24 protein-coding genes and 1 riboswitch are annotated in these 21,805 nt (G+C 63.2%); of the genes, 11 read left to right on the plus strand and 13 right to left on the minus strand.

Going from position 1 to position 21,805, the window contains the following annotated elements:
• Both NP945_RS00365 and gloB read right to left on the minus strand, forming a co-directional pair.
• Nucleotides 1-429 carry a cupin domain-containing protein gene (locus NP945_RS00365; protein WP_256745277.1) on the minus strand — a complete coding sequence of 143 codons (429 nt, stop codon included), beginning with the start codon at nucleotides 427-429 and terminating at the stop codon, nucleotides 1-3.
• Between the two features lie 19 nt (nucleotides 430-448).
• On the minus strand, nucleotides 449-1,216 hold the full coding sequence (gene gloB, locus NP945_RS00370) for a hydroxyacylglutathione hydrolase (RefSeq protein ID WP_256745278.1): 768 nt from the start codon (nucleotides 1,214-1,216) through the stop codon (nucleotides 449-451).
• A 137-nt stretch (nucleotides 1,217-1,353) separates the two neighbouring features.
• Between gloB and NP945_RS00375 the strand changes: the two genes are divergently transcribed.
• From NP945_RS00375 to NP945_RS00385, 3 genes are all read left to right on the plus strand, one after another.
• Nucleotides 1,354-2,136: a class I SAM-dependent methyltransferase gene (locus NP945_RS00375; RefSeq protein ID WP_256745279.1), complete on the plus strand. Its 783-nt coding sequence runs from the start codon at nucleotides 1,354-1,356 to the stop codon at nucleotides 2,134-2,136.
• A 132-nt stretch (nucleotides 2,137-2,268) separates the two neighbouring features.
• Nucleotides 2,269-4,095 carry an ABC transporter ATP-binding protein/permease gene (locus NP945_RS00380; RefSeq protein WP_128308797.1) on the plus strand — a complete coding sequence of 609 codons (1,827 nt, stop codon included), beginning with the start codon at nucleotides 2,269-2,271 and terminating at the stop codon, nucleotides 4,093-4,095.
• Between the two features lie 86 nt (nucleotides 4,096-4,181).
• Nucleotides 4,182-4,985 carry a DUF1194 domain-containing protein gene (locus NP945_RS00385; protein WP_256745280.1) on the plus strand — a complete coding sequence of 268 codons (804 nt, stop codon included), beginning with the start codon at nucleotides 4,182-4,184 and terminating at the stop codon, nucleotides 4,983-4,985.
• 69 nt (nucleotides 4,986-5,054) lie between these two features.
• On the opposite strand, the gene NP945_RS00390 is transcribed toward NP945_RS00385, so the two are convergent.
• Both NP945_RS00390 and NP945_RS00395 read right to left on the minus strand, forming a co-directional pair.
• On the minus strand, nucleotides 5,055-5,990 hold the full coding sequence (locus NP945_RS00390; protein ID WP_128309654.1) for a glycosyltransferase family 2 protein: 936 nt from the start codon (nucleotides 5,988-5,990) through the stop codon (nucleotides 5,055-5,057).
• Between the two features lie 15 nt (nucleotides 5,991-6,005).
• Complete coding sequence (locus NP945_RS00395; protein WP_236383418.1) at nucleotides 6,006-6,962, minus strand: glycosyltransferase; 957 nt, start codon at nucleotides 6,960-6,962, stop codon at nucleotides 6,006-6,008.
• A 327-nt stretch (nucleotides 6,963-7,289) separates the two neighbouring features.
• On the opposite strand from NP945_RS00395, the gene NP945_RS00400 reads away from it, so the two are divergent.
• Nucleotides 7,290-7,610: a DUF1330 domain-containing protein gene (locus tag NP945_RS00400; protein ID WP_127268376.1), complete on the plus strand. Its 321-nt coding sequence runs from the start codon at nucleotides 7,290-7,292 to the stop codon at nucleotides 7,608-7,610.
• A 7-nt stretch (nucleotides 7,611-7,617) separates the two neighbouring features.
• On the opposite strand, the gene metW is transcribed toward NP945_RS00400, so the two are convergent.
• Entirely contained in the window at nucleotides 7,618-8,235 is a 618-nt protein-coding gene (metW, locus tag NP945_RS00405) for a methionine biosynthesis protein MetW (RefSeq protein WP_127268377.1), read from the minus strand.
• Nucleotides 8,232-9,401, minus strand: a complete 1,170-nt coding sequence (locus NP945_RS00410) for a homoserine O-acetyltransferase (RefSeq protein ID WP_127271091.1) — start codon at nucleotides 9,399-9,401, stop codon at nucleotides 8,232-8,234. Before NP945_RS00410 ends, metW begins: the two co-directional genes overlap by 4 nt.
• Before the next feature lie 114 nt (nucleotides 9,402-9,515).
• A riboswitch (SAM riboswitch) is annotated at nucleotides 9,516-9,593 on the minus strand.
• A gap of 135 nt (nucleotides 9,594-9,728) precedes the next feature.
• Between NP945_RS00410 and hisC the strand changes: the two genes are divergently transcribed.
• Together hisC and NP945_RS00420 are read left to right on the plus strand one after the other, a co-directional pair.
• Nucleotides 9,729-10,838, plus strand: coding sequence for a histidinol-phosphate transaminase (hisC, locus tag NP945_RS00415; protein ID WP_256745281.1), 1,110 nt, complete (start codon nucleotides 9,729-9,731; stop codon nucleotides 10,836-10,838).
• Between the two features lie 5 nt (nucleotides 10,839-10,843).
• Complete coding sequence (locus tag NP945_RS00420) at nucleotides 10,844-11,779, plus strand: prephenate/arogenate dehydrogenase family protein (RefSeq protein WP_256745282.1); 936 nt, start codon at nucleotides 10,844-10,846, stop codon at nucleotides 11,777-11,779.
• Between the two features lie 7 nt (nucleotides 11,780-11,786).
• On the opposite strand, the gene NP945_RS00425 is transcribed toward NP945_RS00420, so the two are convergent.
• A complete protein-coding gene (locus NP945_RS00425) occupies nucleotides 11,787-12,710 on the minus strand; it encodes a sugar kinase (protein ID WP_256745283.1) in 924 nt (307 codons plus the stop codon).
• A 7-nt stretch (nucleotides 12,711-12,717) separates the two neighbouring features.
• A complete protein-coding gene (locus tag NP945_RS00430; RefSeq protein ID WP_256745284.1) occupies nucleotides 12,718-13,716 on the minus strand; it encodes a DUF2125 domain-containing protein in 999 nt (332 codons plus the stop codon).
• Nucleotides 13,717-13,858: 142 nt separating this feature from the next.
• Here NP945_RS00430 and NP945_RS00435 point away from each other — a divergent pair, with 142 nt between their 5' ends.
• The 3 genes from NP945_RS00435 to NP945_RS00445 all read left to right on the plus strand — a co-directional run bounded on the left by NP945_RS00435 (nucleotide 13,859) and on the right by NP945_RS00445 (nucleotide 16,164).
• On the plus strand, nucleotides 13,859-14,380 hold the full coding sequence (locus NP945_RS00435) for a gamma-glutamylcyclotransferase (RefSeq protein WP_256745285.1): 522 nt from the start codon (nucleotides 13,859-13,861) through the stop codon (nucleotides 14,378-14,380).
• Nucleotides 14,381-14,501: 121 nt separating this feature from the next.
• Nucleotides 14,502-15,449 (plus strand): aldo/keto reductase, encoded by a 948-nt coding sequence (locus NP945_RS00440; RefSeq protein ID WP_127329945.1) that lies wholly within the window; start codon nucleotides 14,502-14,504, stop codon nucleotides 15,447-15,449.
• Between the two features lie 88 nt (nucleotides 15,450-15,537).
• Entirely contained in the window at nucleotides 15,538-16,164 is a 627-nt protein-coding gene (locus tag NP945_RS00445) for a LysE family translocator (RefSeq protein WP_256745286.1), read from the plus strand.
• Between the two features lie 25 nt (nucleotides 16,165-16,189).
• Here the strand turns inward: NP945_RS00445 and NP945_RS00450 are convergent, their stop codons facing one another.
• Nucleotides 16,190-16,990, minus strand: coding sequence for a 1-acyl-sn-glycerol-3-phosphate acyltransferase (locus tag NP945_RS00450; RefSeq protein ID WP_256745287.1), 801 nt, complete (start codon nucleotides 16,988-16,990; stop codon nucleotides 16,190-16,192).
• A 123-nt stretch (nucleotides 16,991-17,113) separates the two neighbouring features.
• Nucleotides 17,114-18,016: a LysR family transcriptional regulator gene (locus tag NP945_RS00455; protein ID WP_256745288.1), complete on the minus strand. Its 903-nt coding sequence runs from the start codon at nucleotides 18,014-18,016 to the stop codon at nucleotides 17,114-17,116.
• A gap of 117 nt (nucleotides 18,017-18,133) precedes the next feature.
• On the opposite strand from NP945_RS00455, the gene NP945_RS00460 reads away from it, so the two are divergent.
• Complete coding sequence (locus NP945_RS00460) at nucleotides 18,134-18,604, plus strand: DUF1348 family protein (protein WP_256745289.1); 471 nt, start codon at nucleotides 18,134-18,136, stop codon at nucleotides 18,602-18,604.
• 78 nt (nucleotides 18,605-18,682) lie between these two features.
• Complete coding sequence (locus tag NP945_RS00465) at nucleotides 18,683-19,261, plus strand: pyridoxamine 5'-phosphate oxidase family protein (RefSeq protein WP_256745562.1); 579 nt, start codon at nucleotides 18,683-18,685, stop codon at nucleotides 19,259-19,261.
• Here the strand turns inward: NP945_RS00465 and NP945_RS00470 are convergent, their stop codons facing one another.
• The 3 genes from NP945_RS00470 to ftsE all read right to left on the minus strand — a co-directional run bounded on the left by NP945_RS00470 (nucleotide 19,262) and on the right by ftsE (nucleotide 21,767).
• Entirely contained in the window at nucleotides 19,262-19,987 is a 726-nt protein-coding gene (locus tag NP945_RS00470; RefSeq protein WP_127270825.1) for a YdcF family protein, read from the minus strand.
• 132 nt (nucleotides 19,988-20,119) lie between these two features.
• On the minus strand, nucleotides 20,120-21,115 hold the full coding sequence (locus NP945_RS00475) for an ABC transporter permease (protein ID WP_027038121.1): 996 nt from the start codon (nucleotides 21,113-21,115) through the stop codon (nucleotides 20,120-20,122).
• A complete protein-coding gene (gene ftsE / locus NP945_RS00480) occupies nucleotides 21,108-21,767 on the minus strand; it encodes a cell division ATP-binding protein FtsE (RefSeq protein ID WP_010911739.1) in 660 nt (219 codons plus the stop codon). Before ftsE ends, NP945_RS00475 begins: the two co-directional genes overlap by 8 nt.
• Between the last annotated feature and the right edge of the window lie 38 nt (nucleotides 21,768-21,805).

Raw genomic sequence — 21,805 nt, forward strand, 5'->3', positions numbered from 1 at the left:
TTAGGGTTGTTTCGGCTGCCAGCCGGGTGCGGCCAGCTCAAAGGCGGCAAACTCGAAGCCCGGCGCGACGGTGCAGCCGACCAGCGTCCATTCGCCCAGGCTGCGCGCGGACTGCCACCAGCCTACCGGCACGACGATCTGCGGCCGCTCGCCGGCTGCGAGATCAATGCCGAGCACCTGCTCTACAAGGGCGCTGCCTTCTTCCCACATCGAGAGCGCCAGCGGTGCGCCGGCATGGAAATGCCAGACCTCGGCGGCGTCCTTGACCCGGTGCCAGGCCGAAACCTGATGCTCCTCAAGCAGGAAATAGATGGCAGTCGAATGGCCGCGCGCGCCGCCGGTGCCATCGCGAAAGGTCTCGGCATACCAGCCGCCTTCCGGATGCGGCTTCAGCCCGAGCGTCGCGATAATTTCTGCGGAGCTGGTCATGGCGACGATACCACCGGGCCTAGAAATTGTCCTTACGCTTGCGGATTTCGGCAAAGACCTCGGCGTCCGAAGCTTTCTCCAGCCCCAGATGCTTGCGGATCGCCGGATCGTGCCAGCGCAGGAAGGGATTGGTCGACAGCTCCTCGCCGATCGTCGTCGGCAGCGTCGGCTTGTTGTCGGCGCGCAGCTTTTCGATCCTGGCGGCGCGTTCCTTCAATGCCGAATTGGACGGGTCGACGGTCAGCGCGAAACGGGCGTTGGAGAGCGTATATTCGTGGCCGCAATAGATGGCCGTTTCAGCCGGAAGTGCAGCCAGCTTCTTCAGCGATTCATACATCACCGGCGGCTTGCATTCGAACAGCCGTCCGCAACCCAGCGCAAACAGCGTGTCGGCGGTGAACGCCACACCCGAAGCCGGCAAATAGTAGGAAACGTGGCCGGCGGTGTGGCCGGGCGTGGCGATGACTTCGATCTTTTCATCGCCAAGATGGAGAACCGAGCCGTCTTCGACGGTCTCGTCGATGCCGGGGATCTTGGCCTTTTCCGCTTCCGGGCCGACGATGCGCAGCTTGAAGCGCTCCTTCAGCGCCAGATTGGCCTCGACGTGATCCATGTGATGATGCGTGGTCAGGATCGTCGTCGGCGTCCAGCCGGTGCGCTTTATCGCGGCCAGGATAGGCGCTTCCTCGGGCGCGTCGATGATCGCGGTCTGGCCGCTTTTGGGATCATGCACCAGCACGCCGAAATTGTCGCTGCGGCACATGAACTGTTCGATTTCGACCGGCATCGCATCTCTCCGTTTATGGCCGCAGACATAGGGCGCCGGCGCGTGGATGTCATCCCGGATGTCGAATGACATCTCGGAATGTCGGGTCGTCGCGGCCTTTTGTTGAAACCCGCCGATATCACGGCTACATCCCTGCCATGCATTCCGACATCGTCGATCTTCGCTCCTTCTATTCGACAACACTCGGCCGTTTCGCCGAGCGTTCGATCACCATGGCGTTGTCGTCGATATGGGCAGCGGTACCCAACGAGCGGCTGGTTGGTCTGGGTTACACCTTGCCCTGGCTGGAGCGGTTCGGCACCGATGCCGAGCGGGTCTTTGCCTTCATGCCGGCAACGCAAGGCGCGGTGGTGTGGCCGGCGACAGGGCCGACGGCGACGGCACTGGTCTTCGACGAGGAACTGCCGCTGGTCGATTCCTGCATCGACCGCATGCTGCTCGTCCATTCGCTCGAACATGTCGAGAACCCGCGTGAGACGCTGAACGAGATCTGGCGCGTGCTGTCGCCGGCCGGCCGGGTGGTCATCGTCGTGCCCAACCGGCGCGGTGTCTGGGCGCGCTTCGAGCACACCCCATTCGGCAATGGCCGGCCCTTTTCGCGCGGCCAGCTCACCGAATTGCTGCGCGAGGCCAATTTTACGCCCGCCGCCTGGTCCGATGCGCTGTTCTTTCCGCCGTCGAAGCGCCGTTTCATGATGCGCTTCCACAATGTGCTGGAGCGCGCCGGCCGCCGGCTGTGGCCGATCTTTTCCGGCGTCATCGTCGTCGAGGCGCAGAAACGGCTCTATCAAGGCGTGCCCGTGGTCCAGCGCGCCTCGCGCCGCGTCTTCGTGCCGGTGCTGTCGCCGCATGGCGCCACGCGGCTTGGCCGTCACAAAACCGATGCCAAGCCCTCGGCTGCGCGGGTGACGGCTTCGTGATCACGGCAAGCGTGCCTGACGTCGTTTTCCTGCCTATCTGTCGCAAGCGGACCGGCAGCCCATCCGGCAGCCCATACGAACGCCTGTCAAGTTTCTCCATCCGGTTTCAGCACGGACGCAAGGACCTCGGCCATGGCTGATCAACCGGACAATGCCGCCGTCGTTCAGCCGGTTGCGGTGGCGGTCGAAGCCAGCAGCCTGCGCGACCAGGTGGCGACGATCCGGCGGGCGCTGGCGCGATCGCCGGTTCGCAAATGGTTGCTGTGGACATCGGTCGGCATCATGGCCGTGATCATCGCAACGTCGATCGGCCAGGTTCTGCTCAATCGCTGGAACCAGCCTTTCTACGATGCGCTTGCGCGCCGCGACATGGCGGCCTTCCTGCACCAGCTCCTCGTCTTCGCGATGATCGCCGGCGGGCTGCTGGTGCTCAATATCGGCCAGACCTGGCTCAACCAGATGATCAGGCTCAAACTGCGCGAGGCGCTGACGCTGGATCTGATCGATCAGTGGATGCGGCCGGCGCGCGCCTTCCGGTTGGCCAATGCCGGCGCCATCGGCGTCAATCCCGACCAGCGCATGCAGCAGGACGCCGCGCATCTGTCCGACCTGTCAACCGATCTCGGCGTCGGGCTGCTGCAGTCGTGCATCCTGCTCGTGTCCTTCGTCGGGGTGCTGTGGGAGCTGTCCTCGGGCTTCGTGTTCCACATCGGCGGGACCTCGCTGGCCATACCGGGCTACATGGTCTGGGCCGCTATCCTTTACGCCGGCATCGCCTCCTGGCTGAGCTGGCTGGTCGGGCGCCCGCTCATCCGCCTGAACAGCGACCGCTATACACGCGAAGCCGAGCTGCGCTCCTCGATGGTGCGCGTCAACGAGAATGTCGATGCCATCGCGTTGTATCATGGCGAGGCCGACGCCAGGCGGCGGCTCGAACTCGATCTCGGCACGGTGCTGGGCGCCATGCGGCGCATCTACACCGCCCAGATCAACCTGTCCTGGGTGACCGACACCTATGGCTGGATCACCGTCGTGGCGCCCATACTGGTCGCTTCGCCGGTCTATTTCTCAGGTGATATCAGCTTTGGCGGGCTGATGATGGCGGTCGGCGCCTTCAACCAGGTCCACTCTTCCTTGCGCTGGTTCATCAACAACATCGGCAGCATTGCCGATTGGCGCGCCACGCTGATGCGCGTGGCCGATTTCCGCATCGCGCTCGATGAAACCGATGCGCTGCATGACACGGAAAAGCGCATTGCCTTCGGCCAAAACGTCAATGGCAGCCTGACTTTCGAGAAGCTCGAAGTGACCTCGCCGGAGGGTTGCACCAGACTCGCCGATCCGCATGTCGAAATCCGCCCCGGCGAGCGCGTCATGATCACCGGCGACCCCGGTGCGGGCAAGACGCTGTTCTTTCGTGCCATTGCCGGCCTGTGGCCATGGGGAAGCGGCCGGATCGGCCTGCCGTCGGGAGAAACCCCCATATTCGTGCCGCGCGTGCCTTATTTTCCGGTCGGCACGTTGCGCGAAGTCCTCGATCACCCGAACGGGCCCGCGCCGGCGAACGATGCCGACATTTCGGCGGTGCTGGCCGAGGTCGGTCTGGGACGGCTATCCTCATCGCTCGACCGTGCCGGGCGTTGGGACCATGAGTTGGGCGATGACGAACAACGCTCGCTGGCCTTCGCCAGGCTCGCGTTGCGGCAGCCGAAATGGGTGATCATCGACGAGGCGCTGGATGCGTTCGACGGCCCATCGCTAAGACGCGTGCTGTCGATGCTCGAGAAGCGTTTGCCGGGGACAGCGATCCTCAACATCGGGCGCGGCCAGCACAACAACCACTTCTTCCCGCGCGCGTTGACGATCGTCAAGGATTCCGGTGCGCCAGCCCTGAAGCCCGCCCGCGTCAGGGCCGGCGCGATCGAACCGCCGCCAGCCGCCGCTCGTCGCAAGAAATGAGCTGATTTCCGGGCGAGGGAAGCAAAGCTTTATTTTGCCGCGATCGCGAGGGAAGCTCCTCGGGAGAAACAATCCTGGCGACGGCCATGCTTGATGCCCTGCGCCTGCTTGCCTGTCTTGCCTGCGCCCAGGCTGCTCCCGCCGCCTCGCCGCGGGATGCGCTCGCCGTCGACGTCGAGCTGGTGCTGGCGGTCGACATCTCGCTGTCGATGGACGAGAAGGAGTTCGCCCTGCAGCGGGCCGGTTATGTCGAGGCGCTGCGGCATCCCGACTTCATCAAGGCTGTCCGCGCCGGCGCCACGGGCCGCATAGCGCTGACCTATTTCGAATGGGCCGGCACGGTCCGCGACGACGCGGTCATCGGCTGGCAGATCATCGATAGTGCCGAGAGCGCGAACAGCTTTGCCGACAAGGTCGCGGCTCGTCCGTTCCGCAGCTTTCGCGGCACTTCGATTTCCGGCGCGCTGGCCTTCGGCACCGAGCTTTTCGACCGCACGTCTTTCCAGGGCGAACGCAGCGTCATCGACATTTCGGGCGACGGACCGAACAATATCGGGCCGCCGGTCACCGCGACGCGTGATGCGGCGACTGCCAAAGGCATCGTCGTCAACGGCCTGCCGATCCTGATCAGCCCGTCGCCCACCTTCAGCCATCTCGACCAGTATTATGCGCAGTGCGTGATCGGCGGACCCGGTTCCTTCGTGCTGCCTATCTATGCCGCCGCCGAGTTTTCGACAGCCATCCGGCGCAAGCTGCTCCTGGAAGTGAGCGGCATTCAGGACGAGGTGACAAGCATCCCCGTCGACGCGGCGACGCCGATAGACTGCCTGCAAGGCGAACGGGACAGGCGGTTTCTATCGGATCCGTATTTTCCCGAACTTGACCGTTGAGCTCTCGACAGAGGGGTTAACGCGATCCGGAGGGAAAACCGTTCCACAATTTCCCGGAATCCCTCTCGGTTAAGCGGGCCGGGCACCAAATTGATTGCGAAACTCGTTGGAGAGATCGCGGCGCCAGCGCCGGCCATGGACATAGCCTTGCATCAATTCCGGCAGCGAATAGCCAAGCGTTTTGGATGAACGGTTGGCCATGTAGCCCTGAAATGCCTCCGGTATCCTGCCTCGCAGGATGTCGGCGATGAGCTGCCGCGAGATCATGTAAGGCGGAATGTGCGGGTAGGCATGGGCAATATGCGGATGTTTGCCCATCAGGTTCGCATAGGCCTCGACATAGCCGTCACGGCGGCCGGAAATCGAGTTTTCCGAATTGTATTTCGTCCAGTCCAGATCCCTGGACAACTGCGCACCGAAGCGCCGGGCAAGGCGCAGCAGCAATTCGCGATCCTGCATGCGGGTGATGTCGCTGTCGTAGCCGCCGATGGCCAGCAAGGCTTCGCGGCGAGCCGTGATCGCGGAGCCGGCAATGAAGATGGTCTGCCCAACCAGCGTCCGCTCCAGCATTGCGGGGCTCACGAACGCCTCGGGGTTGACGCAGTTTGTGATGCGATTGCCTTTCAGGGACACGAACGAACTGATCAGCACTTGCAGTGCAGGATTTTCCTCGAACCAGGTCAGGGTTCGTTCAAGCCGGTGCGGCATGTAGATGTCGTCGGAATCGAGGAACGTCACCAACGGTGCCCGCGCGCGCTCGATGCCGGCATTCCTGGCTGCGTTGGCGCCTCGCCATTTCGCCCCGACATAGATCAGCCGCGGGTCCTGGATGCGGGCCAGCGCCGATTCGGTCCCATCGGTCGAACCATCGTCGACGACAATGTGCTCAAGCCTCGACATGCTCTGGGAGAGTACGCTTTCCACGGCGCGCAACACCGTTTCGCGTCGGTTGTGGGTCGGCGTAATGACCGTGATGAGAGGTGTCGGTTCGATGGTTTTGCCCATTTTGACCATAGTGCTTCAGCTATGTCCCACGTAGAGGGGCACGTTTTCAACCTCGTCCCGAACCAGCCCAAGGGCCATGGCCGCTTGTGCACAAAAAACCAGCGCGCAAAAGGCCAATCCGACGATCAGTGCAAACGGGATCTGCCATGCCGGCATTCCGAGCCGAGTTGCATGCGTCAGAATACGCCCACCCACTTTCCAGGATGTCGAAAACCAACGTCTTGTCGCCTTCAGCACTCGCGCGGCTTGGGATGGCGATGCCAGTGCCACATATTTCCGGTCCGCATCGCGCCCGGTGACCAGGGCACGCCAAAAGAAAAAGCGCCAACCGCGCGGGGGATAATGGCTGGCCCGGGCATCGACTCTGACAAAATCATGCCCGCTTGCTCGTAACTGGCTGGTGAGCAACGTGCAAGAAACCTTGAATCCATTGCTGGCCGGAAAGGGATGGCCGGCTAACCAGCTTCTGCGGAAGGCGCAATTGTTAGCGTTCATCGCGCGCTTGGAGGCAAAGCGTCGATCACCATCACGCAGCGGGAAGAACCACAGAAGCGCAAAGGTCCGCGACGCGAAATCGTCACAGCCGAGATAGGTGTAACCGTTCACGGCGATCGTCTTCGGATCCTGGAGCGGTTTGAGAAGTGCCGACAGCCAGCCGTCTTCGATCACTGTATCGGAATCGCAGAAAATGACGATGTCGCCCTTGGCCAACGCGGCGCCTGCGTTCTTGACCTCATAGTACCGGCCGCCTGTGCAGGCGCTGAAGATCGTGTTTGCTACCATGCCAAGTTGCGGAACAATTTCGGTGAGACGATGCCGCAGAAGCGGTGTGTCGGTATCTGGTCCGCTGTGAACGACGATGACCTCCGGTTTTATGTATTGACCGGTTGTCGTCACGGCTTCTATTTCCCGTGCCAAAGCACTGAACGAAACGCCGATCTCATCTTCATTGATGGACTTGGCGTTTTCCATTTCGACAACGATCGAATAGGTCAGGTTCCCCGCTCCGTGCTTCGCTCGGCATCGCGTCCGGCATGACGCTACGAAAAACATGCTCCCGTGTCATCATCTGGTTGCAGAGTTCAATCCGTCCGCAACCACGAATTCGCAACCTTGCGTCTCAACGGCAACACCCTGAGGGCCGGAGACTGGAAACCGCCTCAGGATCACGCAGGCCGATTCGTCACGATCGCCTCATCTCATTCTTATTACTTTTGGGGTAATCGAATTCTGTCACGACCCTTGGCAATCTGTGCCTGCGGAGCCGGCAATCGGCTTCGATTGAAAGGGAGTGCACTTATGACCGCTTACGCCGTCGCCCATATGCGCCAAGCCACGATGGGCCCGCAGATCGTCGAATACCTGCACAAGATCGATGCCACGCTGGAACCTTTCGGCGGCCGTTTTCTGGTCCATGGCGGCGATGTCGAGGTGATCGAGAACAACTGGCCGGGTCATCTGATTATCATCGAATTTCCCGACAGGCAGCATGTGCATGGCTGGTACAATTCGCCCGCCTATCAAGCGATTCTGGCGCTGCGCACGGACAATTCGGAGGCCGACGTGGTGTTTGCTGACGGCGTCGAACATCCGCACAAGGCCACGGACATCCTCGAATAGCTTGCGGCTACTGCCGTTTCAGCAAGAACACTGCCTGCTGGCCGAAGAAGTTCCAGAACCACCACGGCATCGACAGGCCGATCTTCTGGCCGTTGGCGTCGAGAGCGGTTGCCTTCTCGACGGTCGCGCCGAGCTCGTCGCACAGATTGACGAAGTCGCGGATGGTGCAAAAGTGGATGTTGGGCGTGTCGTACCAGGAATAGGGCAGGTCCTTGGTCACTGGCATGCGGCCGTTGACGAACAGTGACAGACGCACACGCCAATGGCCGAAATTGGGGAAGGAGACGATGGCGCGATTGCCGATCCTGAGCAGTTCGTCGAGCACCAGCTTCGGGTTGCGGGTGGCCTGCAGCGTCTGCGAGAGGACGACGAAGTCAAAGCCCTTGTCGGGATAGAATTCGAGATCCTTGTCGGCATCGCCCTGGATGACCGAGAGGCCGCGCGCCACGCACTCGTTGACGCCGCGCTGCGACAGCTCGAGCCCACGGCCGTCGACCTGCTTGCTGTCCTGCAGCAATTCGAGCAGCGAGCCGTCGCCCGAGCCGACATCGAGCACGCGCGACTGTGGTGGGATGAGGTTGGCGACGACTTCAAGGTCGACGCGCTGGTCGCGGTTGACGCTCATAGGCCCAGCCCTCTCGCCCTGGCGGCCGAGCCGATGAAGCCGTTGATGGCGGCAAACAGTTCCGGCTCGTCGAGCAGGAAGGCGTCGTGGCCGCGGTCGGTCTCGATCTCGACGAAGGATACCGATGCTCCGGCGGCGTTGAGCGCATGCACGATCGAGCGGCTCTCCTCGGTCGGAAAAAGCCAGTCCGAGGTGAACGACACCAGGCAGAAGCGGGTTTTCGTGCCGGCGAAAGCATCGGCCAGCCGGCCGCCATGGTCGGCGGCAAGGTCGAAATAGTCCATCGACCGCGTCATGTAGAGGTAGGAATTGGCGTCGAAGCGATCGACGAAGGTCATGCCCTGGTGGCGCAGATAGCTTTCGATCTGGAAGTCGGCGTCAAAGCCGAAGGTCAGCGCTTCGCGATCCTGCAGATTGCGGCCGAACTTGCGGTGCAGGGCGGCTTCCGACAGGTAAGTGATGTGGGCGGCCATGCGCGCTACCGCCAGGCCCTTTTCCGGGCGTTTGCCGTGCTCGAAATATTTGCCGCCATGCCAGTCCGGATCGGCCATGACAGCCTGGCGGCCAACCTCATGAAAGGCGATGTTCTGTGAGGAATGGCGCGCGCCGGTGGCGATCGGCAGCGCCGAGAAGACGCGCTCCGGATAGCTCGACGCCCATTCCAGCACCTGCATGCCGCCCATCGAGCCACCGAGCACGCAGAACAATTTTTCGATGCCGAAATGGTCGATCAGCATCTGCTGCGCCCGCACCATGTCGCGAATGGTGATAATGGGCAGGTCAAGCCCATAGGGCTTGCCGGTGGCGGGGTTGGTCGAGGCCGGACCGGTGGACCCAAGGCAACCGCCGATGACGTTGGAGCAGATGACGAAGAAGCGATTGGTGTCGATGATCTTGCCGGGGCCGATCAGCACTTCCCACCAGCCAGGCTTGCCGGTCACCGGATTGGTGCTGGCGACGTGCTGGTCTCCGGTCAGTGCATGGCAGACGAGGATGGCGTTGGAGCGGGCATCGTTCAGCGTGCCGTAGGTCTGGTAGGCGATCTGGAACGGTGACAGCAGCGTGCCGGCGTCCAGCTTGAGCGGCTTGTCGGATCCAAAACGCAAAACCGGGCTCGACGGCTGGTCGACCTCGTTGTTGGTTTTACGGGCACGCAGAACGGCCATGACATCCATCTCACACTTTGAGCCCACGCATCGCGCTTGTCGAAAGTCGATGCCGATACGGGTGTCCGGCCGGGGCGGACAACAAAAAACCGGCATTGCGGTCGCAAAGCCGGTTACAGGATGCAAACGGCCCTTTAGCAAGTTGTTTAACGTGGCTGCAAGCCGACCGGCCAAATCACCACGGAAGTCGCACCCCTTCTAGGGCTGTGGCGCGCCGTCGTCAACGGCCAGCCCTGGGCGATGGCTGTCGCCTCTCGACATTGCAGGCCACGGCTTGTATTTCCGCTGCGGCTTCCCTCAGGAAGCGTTCTCGACGGATTTTGCGACATGAGCCAGACACCGGACCAGGCACGTCCAACCCCGCGTGCGGGCATCATGGACATCGACGCCTATGTGCCAGGCAAGAGCACGGCGCCCGCCGGCGTCGCCAAGGTCCACAAGCTGTCATCAAACGAGAATCCGCTAGGGCCCTCGCCGAAAGCGATCGAAGCCGCGCGCGAGATTGCCGGCAAGCTCGACATCTATCCCGACGGCACCGCCAGGCGGCTGCGCGAAGCGATCGCCGAGGTGCACGGCCTCAACCCGCAGAACATCATCTGTTCCAACGGTTCCGACGAGATTCTCGGCCTGCTGGCGCAGACCTATCTGGCGCCCGGCGACGAGGCCGTCATCACCGAACACGCCTTCATGGTCTACAAGATCTACATCCAGTCGGCGGGTGCCGTTCCGGTGACGATCAAGGAAAGAGACGAGCGCGCCGACATCGACGCCATCCTGGCCGCGGTCACGCCGCGCACCAGAATAGTGTTCCTCGCCAATCCCAACAACCCGACCGGCACCTATGTACCGTTCCAGGAGGTACGCCGGCTGCATGCCACGCTGCCGAAGAACGTGCTTCTGGTGCTCGACGCGGCCTATGCCGAATATGTCCGCCGCAACGACTACGAGGCCGGCATCGAGCTGGTCGGCAGCACCGAGAACGTGGTGATGACCCGTACCTTCTCCAAGATCGGCCTGGGTGGCGCGCGGATCGGCTGGATGTATGCGCCGATGCATATCGTCGACGCCATCAACCGCGTGCGCGGTCCCTTCAACGTCAATGCGACGGCGATCGAGGCCGGTATCGCAGCCATCCGCGACCGCGCCCATGTCGAGCGCAGCGTGGCGCACAACGAGACCTGGCTTGCCTGGTTGAGCGAGGAATTCACAAAGCTCGGGCTGCGGGTAACGCCGAGCGTCGGCAATTTCGTCCTCATTCATTTTCCCGATGACCAGAAGCATTCGGCGGCGGCGGCGGACGACTATCTGACGGCGCGCGGCTATATATTGCGGCGCGTTTCGGGCTATGGCTTTCCCAACGCGTTGCGCATGACCGTCGGCACCGAAGAGGCCAATCGCGGCGTTGTCGCCGCTCTCACGACATTCCTGAAAAGCTAGAGACCATGACATCACCGATGTTTGAAAAGATCGCGCTGGTCGGCATCGGCCTGATCGGCTCGTCGCTGGCCCGCGTCATCCGCCGCGAGGGGCTGGCCCCTCACGTGGCCATATCAACACGCAGTGCGGCGACGCTGGCGCGAGCCGAGGAGCTTGGGCTGGGCGATAGCTATACCACCGATGCGAGAGAAGCTGTCCGCGATGCCGACCTGGTCATCATTTCGGTGCCGGTAGGCTCATCCGGCGCGGTGGCCGAGGAAATCGCGCCGGCGCTGAAGCCGGGTGTGATCCTCACCGATGTCGGCTCGACCAAGGCGTCTGTCATCGCGCAGATGCAGCCTTATGTGCCTGAAGGTGTCCATTTCATTCCCGGCCATCCGCTGGCGGGCACGGAAAAATCCGGCCCCGACGCCGGTTTCGCCGACCTGTTCGACAATCGCTGGTGCATCTTCACGCCGCTGCCCGACACCGACCCGGACGCGCTGGAGAGGCTGTCGGAGTTCTGGCGCCGGTGCGGCGCCAACATCGACACGATGGACCCGCAGCATCACGACATGACGCTGGCCATCGTCTCGCATTTGCCGCACATCATCGCCTACAACATCGTCGGCACCGCCGATGATCTGCAGTCGGTGACCAAGTCCGAAGTGATCAAATATTCGGCTTCCGGCTTCCGCGACTTCACCCGCCTTGCCGCCTCCGACCCGACCATGTGGCGGGATGTCTGCCTGCACAACAAGGACGCCATTCTCGAAATGCTGGCGCGGTTCTCGGAAGACCTGGCGTCGCTGCAACGCGCGATCCGCTGGGGCGACGGCGAAAAGCTTTTCGACCTGTTCACCCGCACCCGCGCGGTGCGCCGCTCGATCATCGAGGCCGGCCAGGACATCGACGTGCCCGATTTCGGCCGCCAGGCCGTCGAGCATCCCGCGAAGGGCTAAGTCTGTTTCAGGCTGGCCAGGTCTGCGCAACCATGGCCAGCGTCTCGGCCCTTTCCGGCGCGCCCAGCCTGCCGCCGAAGCGCAGGCATTTGAGCGCGGCGGCCGCACTGGCAAAGCGCAAAGCCTGCTCGACCGGCATGGCTTCCGCCAACCCGACGGCGAAGGCGCCGTGGAAGACATCGCCGGCGGCGAGCGTGTCAACCGCCTTGATCCTTGGCGCCGCGACATGGCGCACACAGCCTGCGCGACGGTCGTGCCACCAACAGCCCGCCGCGCCGCCGGTTACCGCGACAAAGGCGTCGGTGCGGCTGGCGAGATCGGCGCAAGCCGTTTCCGGATCGAGCGCCTGGCCGCAGACGATGCGCGCCGCCGTTTCCGAAGCGACGATGTGCGTGGCGAGCGGCAACAGCTGTTCCAGGACCGGCAACGGTGCGGTGTCGGCATCGAGGATCGCCGGACGCCCAACGGCGCGTGCCGCCTTGAGTGCCAACGCTGCCGCGCCCGGCCAGCGGACATCGACCAGCACGGCGTCGAATGCCGTGAGGTCGGCGACCGGCAAGACTTCGGGATCGGCCTGGGCCAGCCTGTCATAGAACGGCACGATGATGCGCTCGCCATGCGCGTCGACCAGGATCGAGGCCAGCGCCGAGCGGGCGCCTCTGACGCGGCGCACAAAGGTGCAATCGACGCCTTCGGCCTCGATGCCGGCGATGAGCTGGTCGGCGACGGCATCGTCACCCGCACTCGCCCACAGCGATACCTCCGCGCCCAGGCGATGCGCGGCGCAGGCAGCACTGGTGGCCATGCCCGAGGCGATCTGGACGCCGTCGGAGGCAATGAACTTGCCTTGATGCACAGGCAGTGTCTCGACGCGCAGGATGGTGTCCAGCGTCAATGCGCCAACGCTCAGCAGCTTCACGGGTCCCGCCATGGTTGAGCTATTCGACCGGCTTGATCTTGCCCAGCGGAATGAAGCCGAGCGAGGCCTTGCCCCTGACCACCTTCAGCGGCATCGACGGTTCGTTGCCAAGCACTGCCAGGGCAGAAAAACCCTGCTCGATCTGGCTTTTCTGCTCGGGTATGGCGGCGCCAAGGATGGCCGCCACCGCCTTCGGGTCCTTCAGCCTGATCATCAGATCGGCGTTGACCAGACCCTCGGCATCAACCGAGAGCGGTCCCGAAACGGTGATGCGCGCCGTGCCCGACGACAGGTCAAGGTTGCGGATCTCGATCGCCTGGCCACGAAGGCTCTTCACCTGCGTGCCGATCAACGCGACACCGTTCTTCAGCGTGACGTCTCCGTTGGCATCGAGCGCCGGAAGCACGCGCCCGCCAATCGCGTCGGGGTCGATCTCGAGATCGCCGAAACTGCCGAGATAGTCGATATCGTCACCGTTGGGCTGCAGCTGACCCGATGCCTTGCCGGCGCTAAACAGTTGCACCGGATCGGTGTCGTCGGCCGGATCGGTCTGGCCGGACAGGCCCTCCGCCTCCAGCGAGATCCGCTGCGGCAGCGGCCACCACAATTTGAAACTGGCCTGCAGATTGTCCCAGTCGATCCACAGCGGCACCATGTCCGGAACGGAGGTCCTGAGCGGGCCGCGCAGATTGGCAACCGGCGACAGAGGCTGGATGATCTGGGCGGCCGCGTTGAAACTGCCGGCTGAAGCCGCAATGTTCCTGGCATCGTCCTCATAGGCGAGGTTGTCGCAGGAGACGGTAAAGCTCAAGGGATAGCCGCTGACCTGGAGATTGGCACAGCCGGCCTCGACGCCATTCTTGTTGAGCGTGGCAACCGCCTTGTCGGCCTCGCTCCTGACGCGGTCGGCCAGATAAAACCAGCCGCCGCTGTAAAGGGCGAACAGCACGACGATGAACGCTGCAAGCCAGAACAGGCGGCGACGGTTACTTGGCTGGCGTTCGTCACTTGACGTCATGCTTTGGCTCTCGTTAACGCATGGGTGTTGCGGACGGGTGGTCGATTCCGCCAGGCAGACAGACGAATAGTTAGACGGGACGGGCGGAAAAAACACCGGTCCGGGTGCGGTGTTGGCATCTTTTGCAATCAGGCGCGGCGATATGGGCGATTTTTGGGTGTTTGGCTATGGCTCGCTGATCTGGCGGCCGGGATTCGCGCATGTCGAAACACAGCGTGCCCGCCTGCATGGCTACCGGCGCTCGCTCTGCGTCTATTCCTTCGTGCATCGCGGAACGCGCGAGCGGCCGGGGCTGGTGCTCGGCCTCGACCGTGGCGGGTCCTGCGTCGGCCTCGCATTCCGCGTCCCCGGCGACTTGCGCGACGAGGTCATGGCCTATCTTCGCGAGCGCGAACTGGTCACCAATGTCTATCTGGAGCGCATACTCAAGATTCGCCTCGACGGGGGCGGTACGGTCGACGCGGTGGTCTACATTGTCGACCGCCAGCACGAGCAATATGCCGGAGCGCTCGACGCGGCGGATGCAGCGGCCGTGGTGCGCGGCGCGGTCGGCCAGTCCGGCAACAACGAGGACTATGTGCTGAGCACGCTTGAGCATCTCGAGGCACTGGGCATAAGCGACCACTGGCTGGAGGATGTCGCCAGCCAGGTCGCGCCTTTGTGAAGCTGGCTCTGCGGAAAAAGGCGGCCAGGCCTTTGACCTCGTTCAGGCAAGACCTAGGTTAGGCTCCGACCCTCAGCCCGCGGGCGCCATTTGCCCGCCCCAATCATCCCGGAGATCCGCCTTGCAGAAACGTCGTCTCGGTCGCACCGACCTGTCCATCGCGCCGCTGGTTCTGGGCGGCAATGTCTTCGGCTGGACCGCCGACGAGAAAACCTCGTTCGACCTGCTCGACCGCTTCGTCGGCGCCGGCCTCAACGCCATCGATACGGCGGATGCCTATTCGCGCTGGGTTCCCGGCCACAAAGGCGGTGAATCGGAAACCATCATCGGCAAATGGATGAAAGACCGTGGCAATCGCGACAAGGTCGTGGTGATCACCAAGGTCGGTTCGGATATGGGGCAGGGGCACAAGGACCTGTCCGCCGCATACATCGAAAAGGCCGTCGACGCATCGCTGAAGCGGCTGCAGACCGAAGTCATCGACCTCTATCTGTCGCACTGGCCGGACCCTGCAACGCCCTATGAAGAAACGCTTGGCGCCTACGAGAAGCTGCTCGCCAAGGGCAAAATCCGCTATGCCGGCTGTTCGAATCTCGACGCCGGCCAGTTGCGTGCCGCACTCGATGTGGCGAGCTTGCGCAGTCTGCCGCGCTACGAGGTGCTGCAGCCGGAATACAATCTCTACGATCGCTCGTCCTTCGATGGGCCGTTGCGCGATCTGTGCGTGGCCGAGGACATCGGCGTCATCACCTATTTCAGCCTGGCCAAGGGTTTTCTCAGCGGCAAATACCGCAGCGAAGCCGACCTCGGTCAAAGCCCGCGTGGCGGCGGGGTGAAGGACTATCTCAATGCGCGCGGCATGCGCATCCTTGCGGCACTCGACGCGGTTTCATCAAGGCATTCGGCCAAGCAGGCGGAAGTCGCGCTTGCCTGGGTTATCGCTCGGCCGGGCGTCACCGCGCCGATCGCCAGCGCCACCAAGCCTGAACAGATGGACAGCTTGATCAGGGCGGCGTCGCTGAAACTGACCGCCGCCGACATGACCGAACTCGACAGAGCGAGCGGCTGAAGCTTCAGGCGCGACGCCTCGCACGAACGTCCAAGACGCCACTCTGGTCCTGCCATACCGTCTTTTCGCGAGGCAGGACAGAGGAGAGATGACTGAGCCGCTTCTTTCGCAGCCGGATCTTTGGGGGCAACTTCTCGCGCTGATGCTTGCCGCCCTGGTGATCATGGGCAGCCCGGGTCCGGCAACGATAAGCGTTACCGCCGTTGGGGCCGCCTTCGGTTTGCGCCACTCGCTGGGCTATGCCTGGGGAATCATCCTGGGCACGATCGCCGTGCTTCTGGTTGTCGCGACCGGGGTCATGGCGGTGCTTACCTCGATGCCGAAGCTGGCGCCGTTGCTGGCTTTCGCCTCGGCGGCCTACATCCTCTATCTCGCCTTCAAGATCGCCACGGCGCCGCCCATGGCAGCACGCGGCGCGGAGGCTTCGTGTCCAACATGGCTGGCTGGATTCCTTCTCGCGGTCGCCAATCCGAAGGCCTATGTGGCAATCGCCGCCGTGTTCGCCGGTGTTTCGCCCAAACAGGGTAACACTGAGCTTGGTCCATGGCTGAAGCTGATGGCTCTCGCGCTGATGATCGTCGCCATCCACGCCGTGTGGCTTGTCTTGGGAGTGGCATTCGCGCGCTTCCTGCGCCGGCCGGCGGCCTCGCGGATCGTCAACCTGGTCTTTGCCGCGACGCTGGTGTTGACCACCGCGCTGGCCGTTTTCGGCTGAGAACTGCCGGCAGGAGACTTCCGGTTCAGGCTTTGTGTCTTGCGGCGTTGTCCAGCTCTTGCAGTCTTTTCACCGCTGTCGGCGGCAAGGCAGGCGGATTCGGGCCCCGCGCGGCATCAATCAGGAACTGGTCGCAGGCAGCCTCGGTCTCGCCGATCAGCCGGGCCATGAATTCGTCCTTGCTCAGTCCCGGTGGGATCGGCGGCAGGAAGCGCGCCTTCACGGTGCCGGGGTAGCGCAGAAATTTTCGACGCGGCCAATAGAGACCGGCGACATGGGCAACCGGCACCACCGGAATGCCAAGCTGCGCATAGATTTCGACGATGCCGTATTTGTAGGCCGGCTCGTCGCCCGGCGCGCGTCTTGTCCCTTCGGGGTAGATGATGAGCTGGCGAGGATTGCGCGCCATCTCCGCCTTGGTCGCGGCGACCACGGCCTTCAGCGCTTTCGAACGGCTGCCGCGATGAACCGGAATCATGCGCATCTTCATGATGTACCAGCCGAAGAACGGGATCCAGGTGAGCTCGCGCTTCAGGATGTAGAGAGGGTCGTGAAGATAGGGAAAGAAGGCGATCGCATCCCAGAACGACTGGTGTTTGGGGGCCAGGATGAAGGAGCCTTCGGGCAGGTTTTCCCGGCCGGTGATGTCGTTCTTCGTTCCGGCGATCTTGTCGTAAAGCCACATCGAGGTGCGCGACCAGAATTTCGGCACGAACCACGCGCGGTGACGGGGCGACAGGAAATAGTATGGGGTCCAGAGGATCATCTGGACGATCAGGTTGACGTAAAAGACGAAATTGAACGTCAGCGATCTGATGTAGAGCATTTGGGGGGAGCCCGGTGAGGAGGTGAGCGTTGGTTACACCAAGCGCGGGAAAAAAGGAAATGGCCGCAGGGCGCTTTGGCTGGCAACGAAGAACGGTCGCCAATGGGGGTTGGCCTGGTTCCGCTACATCAGCCGCGCCAGCCGCTCCTTCAGGCGCGGGGCGGCAAAATCGAGGAATGCGCGCAGCTTGACCGGCAGCAAGCCGTGGCCCGCATGCACCAGGCTTACCGGCCATGGCTTTGGCTCAAACTCCTGCAGCAGGATGCGCAGCGTGCCGGACCGCAGCGCGGCTTCGATCTGGTAGGAAAGCACGCGTGTCAGCCCGACGCCGGCAATCGCCGCATCGATGGCCGCTTCGGCGGTGTTGACCTGAAGCCGCGAGCGGACCCGAACCGGGATTTCGGCCTTGCCCTTGGTGAAGCTCCAACTGGCGGCGGAGGCAAGTCCCTCGAAGGTGATGCAATCGTGTGTTTCCAGATCCTCCGGGGTGGTCGGCGTGCCGTCTTCGGCAAGATAGGCCGGGCTGGCGCAGACGACGCGGCGGATCGCGCCGACGCCGATGGCGACCAGGCTCGAATCGGGTAACTGGCCGATGCGGATGGCGAGATCGAAATGGTCCTCGACCAGCTGGGTTATGCGGTCGGCCAGTGTCAGTCGGATGTCCACGTCGGGATAGGCGGCGAGAAAGCCGGTGACGACCGGCAGCACGTGCAGGCGGCCAAAGACGACCGGCGCGGTGATGGCCAGTTCGCCGGTCGGAGCACTGTATTCGCCGGCTGCCGTGCGTTCGGCCTCGCCGACGTCGTCGAGGATGCGGCGGCAGGCGGCAAGATAGGTCTGGCCGGCATCGGTCGGTGTTAGCCGTCGCGTCGAGCGATTCAAGAGGCGTGTGTTCAGATGGCGCTCGAGATCGGAAATCTTGCGGCTGACCGTCGCCAGCGGAATGCCGAAACGGCGGCTGGCTGCTGAAAGGCTGCCGGCCTCCACCGCGGCGACAAAGAGCGACATGGCTTCGAGACGATCCATAGCTTCTTCCGGAAAATGGAAGGACAGGTTACGAATATGTCATCTGCATTTGAATGATGGAAGGCTCTATATTGTGTCTGTCGGCCTGCCCGCAGCATGGCCCACAAAGGAGTTGCCATGTCCGAAGCCCGACCGCCGCTGCCGCCGTTTACCGCCGAGACATCAGCACAGAAGGCGCGCATGGCCGAGGATGCCTGGAATTCACGCGATCCGGCGCGGGTTGCGCTCGCCTATACCAAGGACAGCCGCTGGCGCAACCGCGCCGAATTCCTGCAAGGCCGCGACGCCATCCAGGCCTTCCTGACGTGCAAATGGAGTCGCGAGCTCGACTACCGGCTGATCAAGGAGGTCTGGGCCTTCCACGGCAACCGCATCGCCGTGCGTTTCGCTTACGAATGGCGCGACGACAGCGGTTCATGGTTCCGCAGCTACGGCAACGAGAACTGGGAATTCGATGAACACGGGCTGATGCGCCTGCGCATCGCCAGCATCAACGACCTGCCGATCGGCGAGTCCGATCGTAAGTATCACTGGCCGCTCGGCCGGCGACCGGACGACCACCCGACGCTGTCGGAGCTCGGACTTTAGCATCTTGCCGCAAGGAAGCTTTCAAGGAACGCGCATGCTTTCACCAGCGACGTCGCCTTCACGCCGACCGTCAAGGCGATCCAGGCCCGCAAGGGCTCACGTCAGTCCTATGCCCGCGTCGAGGAGCGTGGCGGCTGGCAGGCCGGCATCACCCCGGACCTTGCCGCCTTCATCGAAATGCAGACCAGCGTCTTCCTGTCGACCGCCAACAGCGAGGGGCAGCCCTATGTCCAGCATCGCGGCGGGCCGGCCGGCTTCCTCAAGGTGCTGGATGAACATACGATCGGCTTCGCGGATTTTTCCGGCAACCGGCAGTTCATCACGCAGGGCAATCTGGCCGACAATCCAAGGGCGTTCCTGTTCCTGATCGACTATATGCACCGCCAGCGCATCAAGATCTGGGGCACGGCGCGGGTCGTCGAGAGTGACGCCGAACTGATGGCGGAACTGATGCCGCAAGACTACAGAGCGCGCCCCGAGCAAGTCATCCTGTTCACCGTCTCGGCCTGGGATGCCAATTGTCCGCAGCACATCCCGCAACGGTTCGAGGCGGCCGACGTGGCGGCGGCACTCGGCGAGCGGGACAAGCGGATCGAGCGCCTTGAACAGGAGATCGCACGGCTCAGGGGAAATACGGGCGCGGCCGCAGCGGAATAATCAGCCGCCGGCCGCTGTTTCGGCCAGCGCTATGCCATTGGGCGTCGGCTTGACCGGCACGATGCCCCGCGCCAGCGCCAGCAAATATTTGTTGTATTCGGTGAACAGCACGCGCAATGCCCGCGGCTTGGTCAGCCAGCCGCCATTGTCGAGGTTGGAATTGACCACCGGATAGGGCTCGAGCTTGGCGCCATGCAGCAGCCTGCCCATTTCCAGCAGGCTTCGGGGCATATGATAATTGTTGGTGACAAGGATCACCGTGCCATAGGCGTGGCTCTCGACCCATTTGGCGCTTTCCTCCGCATTGCCGATCGTATCGAGCGCGGCGCGGTCGATGTCGACGCAACAGGAGAACAGCTTCTTGTCGCCGCCGGTCGCCGCCTGCAACTGGCGACGGCTGGCCGAAGGATGGACGCCGCTGATCAGCAGCCGCTCGCCCTTGCCGGACGCCAGCAGATCCATCGCCGCATCGAGGCGGGACTGGCCGCCGGTCAGCACGATGATCGCGTCCGCCTTGGCCGGATTGGCAGGCGTGGTCAGGTGACTGACCTTATTGGCGAACCAGCCGAAGCCGCCGGCAAACAATGTTGCGAGGATGAGGACAGAGAGAGCGGACAGGCGCAACGCGGCTCTTAGACGGCTCACAGTGGAGCGGCCATGCGAACGGGCAACCACCACTGGCATCTGCCCAGCCGTACCGGTCGAATCCCGCGCGTCCATCGCCATATGGTTAATCCTGAAATGCGGCTTTGGGTAGGTAAAAGACGCACTTTGCGTTACGTGAATTCTCCATCCGTGATCACCCTGTCCTATCTATGTCGTTGTCCCAAAACCCGTTCCACTTTTGGGCGACATGAATTAGCCTGCATCCGGCTGGCGGACATCGATGTCGCTGAGATAGGCAACGACGGTGGCGTGGGACGTGGCAGCCGTCAGTCCGCCGATCACCAGCACCATCAACACGACACCGAGATAGCCTGCCGAACCGATGGCGAAATTGCCGAACAGGGCGGTCGCCTGGTCGGCCTGCGGCGTCGCCATATTGCGCGACGACCACCAGGAAAAGACGATGAAGACGAGCACTGCCGCGGCACCGCCAGCCGCCGCTCCCTTCATGCCGGTGACCAGGAAATGCCGGCGGAATTCGCGCGCGATGAAGCGTGCTTCGGCGCCGACGAAATGCAGCACTTCGATGATGTGACCGTTGCCGGCCATGGCGCCGCGCGTCGCGAACACCACGGTCAGCACGGTCGCCGACAGCATCAATGCCAGCACGGCAATGCCGATGGTCACCGTCGTGCGGGCCATCGCTACCAGCCGGTCGACCCAGGTGCGGTGATCGTCGAGCGATGCGCTCGGCAGTTTCGGCGTGATCGCGGCGCGCATGGCAGCGAAATCGGGCGGGCTGTTCTCGTCGATGGTGACGATGATCAGGCGCGGCACGGGTAATTCGTCGATGTTGAGCCCCGAGCCCAGCCAGGGCTCAAGGAGCCTCGCGGTCGCCTCGCGGTCGATGATCCGGGTCGTCTTGACGCCAGGGAATTCCCCGGCGATCTGGGAGGCCTGGGTAAGGGCTGCTTCCATGTCGAGGCCGTCGACCGGCTTGATCTGGATGGTCGCCTCGCGCGAAATCTGGTTCTCCCAGACGGACGCTGTGTCGCGCACCAGCGTCACTGCGCCGAAAGTCAGGCAGGACAGGAAGGTCATGATGGCGATCACCAGGACCAGTGCCCGGCCAGCGATGTTCTGCGCCGGCACGATCGGCGCCATCCTGCGCTGGGCGCGGGGCTTTGCCTCGGTCGCCTCGGCGTCCTGCTCCCGTTCCACAAAATGTTCGGCGGACAGTTCAGTCATAGATGTCCAGCCTTCCGCCGGCCAGGATCATGCGGCGCGCGTCGACCTGTTCCATCAGGCCAAGGTCGTGGGTGGCGATCACCACCGCGGTGCCGAGCCGGTTGAGCTCGATGAACAGCCGCAGCAGGCGTCGCGCCAGAGGCGGATCGACATTGCCGGTCGGTTCGTCGGCGAGCAGGATTTCCGGCTGCTCGATCAGCGCCCGCGCGATCGCCGCGCGCTGCTTCTCGCCGCCGGACAGAACCGGCGGCAGCACGTGCATGCGCTCGCCCAGCCCGACCCACTTCAACAGTTCGGTGACATCGGTGCGGTAGCTCGCCTCCTCGCGCCCGCGCACGCGCAGCGGCAGCGCGACGTTCTCGTAGGTGGTCATGTGGTCGAGCAGGCGAAAATCCTGGAACACCACGCCGATGCGGCGGCGCAGATGCGGCAATTCGGTGCGCGAGATGCGCGAACGGTCCTTGCCAAAGATGGTGATCAGCCCGCGCGTCGGCTTCAGCGACATGAACAGCAGGCGCAGCAAGGTCGTCTTGCCGGCGCCCGAAGGCCCGCTGAGGAACTGGAAGGAGCGCTCCGGGATGTGCAGGGAGATGTCGCGGAGGATTTCCGGACCCATGCCATAGCGGAGGCCGACATTTTCGAAACGAATCAATTTCGACAACCTGAATTTCGGCACGGCGGCGAGCCGGC

Origin of the sequence: Mesorhizobium sp. LMG17149 (genome assembly GCF_024518695.1) — a bacterium.
Taxonomy (GTDB): Bacteria; Pseudomonadota; Alphaproteobacteria; order Rhizobiales; family Rhizobiaceae; genus Mesorhizobium.

Bases quoted from the DNA above. Each gene is read 5' to 3' on its own strand.
- NP945_RS00365 (WP_256745277.1), bottom strand. From the start codon at position 429: ATGACCAGCTCCGCAGAAATTATCGCGACGCTCGGGCTGAAGCCGCAT.
- gloB (WP_256745278.1), bottom strand. From the start codon at position 1,216: ATGCCGGTCGAAATCGAACAGTTCATGTGCCGCAGCGACAATTTCGGC.
- NP945_RS00375 (WP_256745279.1), top strand. From the start codon at position 1,354: ATGCATTCCGACATCGTCGATCTTCGCTCCTTCTATTCGACAACACTC.
- NP945_RS00380 (WP_128308797.1), top strand. From the start codon at position 2,269: ATGGCTGATCAACCGGACAATGCCGCCGTCGTTCAGCCGGTTGCGGTG.
- NP945_RS00385 (WP_256745280.1), top strand. From the start codon at position 4,182: ATGCTTGATGCCCTGCGCCTGCTTGCCTGTCTTGCCTGCGCCCAGGCT.
- NP945_RS00390 (WP_128309654.1), bottom strand. From the start codon at position 5,990: ATGGGCAAAACCATCGAACCGACACCTCTCATCACGGTCATTACGCCG.
- NP945_RS00395 (WP_236383418.1), bottom strand. From the start codon at position 6,962: ATGGAAAACGCCAAGTCCATCAATGAAGATGAGATCGGCGTTTCGTTC.
- NP945_RS00400 (WP_127268376.1), top strand. From the start codon at position 7,290: ATGACCGCTTACGCCGTCGCCCATATGCGCCAAGCCACGATGGGCCCG.
- metW (WP_127268377.1), bottom strand. From the start codon at position 8,235: ATGAGCGTCAACCGCGACCAGCGCGTCGACCTTGAAGTCGTCGCCAAC.
- NP945_RS00410 (WP_127271091.1), bottom strand. From the start codon at position 9,401: ATGGCCGTTCTGCGTGCCCGTAAAACCAACAACGAGGTCGACCAGCCG.
- hisC (WP_256745281.1), top strand. From the start codon at position 9,729: ATGAGCCAGACACCGGACCAGGCACGTCCAACCCCGCGTGCGGGCATC.
- NP945_RS00420 (WP_256745282.1), top strand. From the start codon at position 10,844: ATGACATCACCGATGTTTGAAAAGATCGCGCTGGTCGGCATCGGCCTG.
- NP945_RS00425 (WP_256745283.1), bottom strand. From the start codon at position 12,710: ATGGCGGGACCCGTGAAGCTGCTGAGCGTTGGCGCATTGACGCTGGAC.
- NP945_RS00430 (WP_256745284.1), bottom strand. From the start codon at position 13,716: ATGACGTCAAGTGACGAACGCCAGCCAAGTAACCGTCGCCGCCTGTTC.
- NP945_RS00435 (WP_256745285.1), top strand. From the start codon at position 13,859: ATGGGCGATTTTTGGGTGTTTGGCTATGGCTCGCTGATCTGGCGGCCG.
- NP945_RS00445 (WP_256745286.1), top strand. From the start codon at position 15,538: ATGACTGAGCCGCTTCTTTCGCAGCCGGATCTTTGGGGGCAACTTCTC.
- NP945_RS00450 (WP_256745287.1), bottom strand. From the start codon at position 16,990: ATGCTCTACATCAGATCGCTGACGTTCAATTTCGTCTTTTACGTCAAC.
- NP945_RS00455 (WP_256745288.1), bottom strand. From the start codon at position 18,016: ATGGATCGTCTCGAAGCCATGTCGCTCTTTGTCGCCGCGGTGGAGGCC.
- NP945_RS00460 (WP_256745289.1), top strand. From the start codon at position 18,134: ATGTCCGAAGCCCGACCGCCGCTGCCGCCGTTTACCGCCGAGACATCA.
- NP945_RS00470 (WP_127270825.1), bottom strand. From the start codon at position 19,987: ATGGCGATGGACGCGCGGGATTCGACCGGTACGGCTGGGCAGATGCCA.
- NP945_RS00475 (WP_027038121.1), bottom strand. From the start codon at position 21,115: ATGACTGAACTGTCCGCCGAACATTTTGTGGAACGGGAGCAGGACGCC.